We start from the raw sequence: 3,783 nt of genomic DNA on the forward strand, positions 1-3,783 counted from the left end.
ACCAGTGTCGGACGTTCAGTCCACGCGACACTTTCCTCATGCCACGCGGGCATCTCTGCATCGGCCGCCAGACGGAACCAGTAGAAGCTATGCGAAGGCAGCGTCAGGACATAGTGCCCGTCCTGAATCGGCGGGAACGAGGTACGGCCCAGCATCTCGACAGGAACTCGCCCTTTGTATGCCGACAGATCAAGCTCCACCGGTTGTGCCGCACGCGACAGATTGAACACCGCCAGCAGGGTATCGTCTTCGTATTCGCTGATGTAGGCGAGTATCTTGCCGTTGCCGGGCTTGAGAAAGCTGCGTTTGCCGCGGCCGAAGGCATGGCTGGTCTTGCGCACCGCCAGCATGCGTTTTGTCCAGTTCAGCAGCGAGCTGGCCTCACGCGCCTGGGCTTCGACATTGAGCGCCTCGTAGCCATATACGGCGCCGATTATCGGTTGAAGATAGAGAGTTTGCGGGTGGGCGTGGGAGAAACCGGCATTGCGGTCCGGACTCCATTGCATGGGCGTGCGCACACCGTTGCGGTCGCCGACGAAGACGTTGTCACCCATGCCGATTTCATCACCGTAGTAGATGATCGGCGAACCCGGCATCGACAGCAGCATGCCGTTCATCAGCTTGATGGCGTCGATATCGTTCTCCATCAGCGGTGCAAGACGTCTGCGAATGCCCAGATTGATGCGCGCGCGCCGGTCGGCGGCGTACATCTGGTACATGTAATCGCGTTCCTTGCTGGTGACCATCTCCAGCGTCAGCTCGTCATGGTTGCGCAGGAAGATCGCCCATTGGCACCCCTCGGGGATATCCGGCGTCTGCTGCATGATCTCGACGATCGGCCGACGGTCTTCCTGCGCGATCGCCATGTACATGCGCGGCATCAGCGGAAAGTGATAGGCCATGTGGCACTCGTCGCCGTCGCCGAAATACTCGCGGACATCCTCGGGCCACATGTTGGCCTCGGCCAGCAGGAAGCGGTTCTTGTATTCGGCATCGATTGCCGCGCGCAGCTTCTTGATCACGGCATGGGTTTCCGGCAGGTTTTCATTGCTGGTGCCGTCGCGTTCGATCAGGTAGGGAATGGCGTCCAGCCTGAAGCCGTCCACGCCCATATCGAGCCAGAAACGCATGGTCTTGAATACGGCATCCATGACCGCCGGGTTGTCAAAATTCAGATCGGGCTGGTGGCTGAAGAAGCGGTGCCAGAAATACGCTTTGGCGACCGGATCCCAGGTCCAGTTCGACGTCTCGGTGTCTGTGAAAATGATGCGGGTACCCTTGTAGAGCTCGTCGGTATCGCTCCAGACATAGAAGTCGCGCTCGGGCGAGCCTGCCGGCGCCTTGCGTGCTGCCTGGAACCAGGGATGCTGGTCCGATGTGTGGTTGATGACCAGTTCCGTGATCACGCGTATTCCGCGCTTGTGGGCCTCGGCCATCATTTCACGGAAATCGTCGAGCGTGCCGTACTGCGGATGGACGTCCTCGTACTCCGAAATATCGTAGCCGTCGTCGCGCAATGGGGACGGATAGAACGGCATCAGCCAGATCGTGTTGACGCCCAGCTCTTTGACATAGTCGAGTTTGGCCGTGACGCCCTTGAAATCCCCCACACCGTCATCGTTGGTGTCGTAAAAAGCCTTGACGTTAAGCTGGTAGATGACGGCGTCGCGGTACCACAGCGGGTCGTCGCTGAGAGCGATGGCGGTGCCTTCGGGGGCTGAAGCTTGGGCAAGTGTAGTCATTGAAGGAGGCAATCAAAAAATATATCTGGAATCGCGTTCAGCGCGAATGCGCCCGCGCATGCCAGTCAACTCTGCGCAGCTATGCCGGCGAGCTGTAGGGGTCCTGGCGACTCGGTATCAGAAAATCCAGCGCAACGTGTGTCAGTTTCTCTGACACGGGCTGACCTTGTCAATTATCGAATAGTTCCCTCAAGTCAAAACGCTGCTGTTAACATCTTGGCTGGTGCACCACGGAAACGGATTGAATCATGCGACTTGATGACCAGAATGAAAGCGACAATGTCGAAGACCGAAGGGGCACTGGCGGCAACTTCGGCGGCGGCGTCAGGCGCGGTGGCGTGGGCATCGGCGCCATCGTCCTGGCGCTGACTGCCAGCTATTTTTTCGGCATCGATCCGTCGGTCATCCTCGGCCTCGGTTCCAATATCGACAGCCAGCCTTCTCAGCATACGGCTGCGCGCAAGCCGCCCGCCGCCGACGAAATGGCGCGCTTTGTCTCCAAGGTTTTGGCCAGTACCGAGAGCACCTGGGACGAGGTCTTCCGCGAAGGGGGCTCGCGTTACCAGGAGCCCAAGCTGGTGCTTTTCAGCGGCGCGACGCCAACGGCCTGCGGTACCGGCCAGTCTGCGATGGGTCCGTTCTACTGTCCGTCCGATCAAAAGGTATACATCGATCTTTCTTTCTACCGCGACCTGAAGCAGCGCTTCCACGCACCGGGCGAGTTTGCCCAGGCCTATGTGATCGCCCATGAAGTCGGACACCATGTGCAAAACCTGCTCGGTATTTCCGACAAGGTGCATCGCGCACAGCAGGGCGCCAGCAAGGCCAGGGCCAACGCGCTGTCGGTACGGCTTGAGTTGCAGGCCGACTGCTTTGCCGGCGTCTGGGGGCACCGTGCCGATGCGGCAAAGAACATCATCGAGCCCGGTGAAATCGAGCAGGCGCTGAATGCCGCTTCGGCCATCGGCGATGATCGCTTGCAACAGCAGACGCAAGGCCGGATCGTTCCGGAATCCTTTACCCATGGCAGCTCAGAACAGCGCATGCGCTGGTTCAAGCGCGGCATCGAGTCAGGCGATTTGCGCCAATGCGACACTTTCAAAGCGGCGTCGCTGTAGGCCATGAAGGCACATAGATGACGCCATCCCTGATGCGGCTCGTCCTGGCTCTGGCGATACTGACGCCATCGTCAGTTGCGGGCGCCCTGCCCAAAGCGGAAAACGTTCCCGGCGGTATCGCGCTGGTCGATCTGGGCGTGGCAAAAAATCGCGGCAACCCGCCCCGCGCCTGGTTTGGCGAACAACCGGTGCTGGTTGCCGCCGAAAAGGGCCGCTGGGTAGCGGTGCTCGGTTTGGCGCTGGATCTGCCGGCGGGCACCCATCGACTGCGCGCCATTGTCGCGGGCGAAGAGAAGACTCTGCCATTCGAAGTCGGTGAAAAGAACTACCCGGAGCAACGCATCACACTCAAGGATTCGAGCAAGGTCAATCTCTCTGCGGCCGACGAGGCGCGCGCCGTCAGCGAAATCGCGGAGATCCGGGGTTTCAAGCGGCACTGGCGCGAGGCTGACGATACCGACAGCGAATTCGTGCTGCCTGCCGACGGGCGACTGGCCAGTCGCTTCGGACTGCGCCGCTTCTTCAATGGCGAACCGCGTTCGCCGCATTCCGGCCTTGACCTGGCAGTGCCGCGCGGCACTCCGATCCGAGCCAGCGCGCATGGCCAGGTGTTGGCGGTCGACGATTATTTTTTCAACGGGAAAACGGTGTTTGTCGATCACGGTAACGGGCTGATCAGCATGTACTGTCACCTCGACCGCATCGACGTAGAGGCCGGCGACGCGGTCGGTCAGGGTCAGCGCATCGGACTCTCCGGAAAGACCGGGCGGGCCAGCGGCCCGCACCTGCACTGGAGCGTGATCCTCAACGGCGCGATGGTCGATCCGGCGCTGTTCGTCGCGGCGCCAAAAAAAGCCAGGCCCTAGCAGCCTGTCGGGCTTAACCGGCATTATGCTATAATCATAGCTGATTGAATCAGACGG

Annotated in this window: 3 protein-coding genes; 2 read left to right on the forward strand and 1 reads right to left on the reverse strand. The window is 60.3% G+C overall.

Translation table 11 applies throughout. The annotated features are described in order from the left end of the window. On the reverse strand, positions 1–1,742 hold a 1,742-nt coding region (gene treS / locus PROAA_RS11440; protein ID WP_186411469.1), incomplete at its 3' end, for a maltose alpha-D-glucosyltransferase. Between the two features lie 248 nt (positions 1,743–1,990). Between treS and ypfJ the strand changes: the two genes are divergently transcribed. Beyond that, the gene (gene ypfJ, locus PROAA_RS11445; RefSeq protein ID WP_186411470.1) at positions 1,991–2,860 is read left to right on the forward strand and encodes a KPN_02809 family neutral zinc metallopeptidase; all 870 of its coding nucleotides are present in this window, start codon (positions 1,991–1,993) and stop codon (positions 2,858–2,860) included. A gap of 17 nt (positions 2,861–2,877) precedes the next feature. Then, entirely contained in the window at positions 2,878–3,726 is an 849-nt protein-coding gene (locus PROAA_RS11450; protein ID WP_186411471.1) for a peptidoglycan DD-metalloendopeptidase family protein, read from the forward strand. The last annotated feature ends 57 nt before the right edge of the window (positions 3,727–3,783 follow it).

The sequence above is a fragment of the Candidatus Propionivibrio aalborgensis genome (assembly GCF_900089945.1).
Taxonomy (GTDB): domain Bacteria; phylum Pseudomonadota; class Gammaproteobacteria; order Burkholderiales; family Rhodocyclaceae; genus Propionivibrio; species Propionivibrio aalborgensis.

What these genes read in the sequence shown, in the direction of transcription:
- ypfJ (WP_186411470.1), top strand. Translation starts at nt 1,991, where the DNA reads ATGCGACTTGATGACCAGAATGAAAGCGACAATGTCGAAGACCGAAGG.
- PROAA_RS11450 (WP_186411471.1), top strand. Translation starts at nt 2,878, where the DNA reads ATGACGCCATCCCTGATGCGGCTCGTCCTGGCTCTGGCGATACTGACG.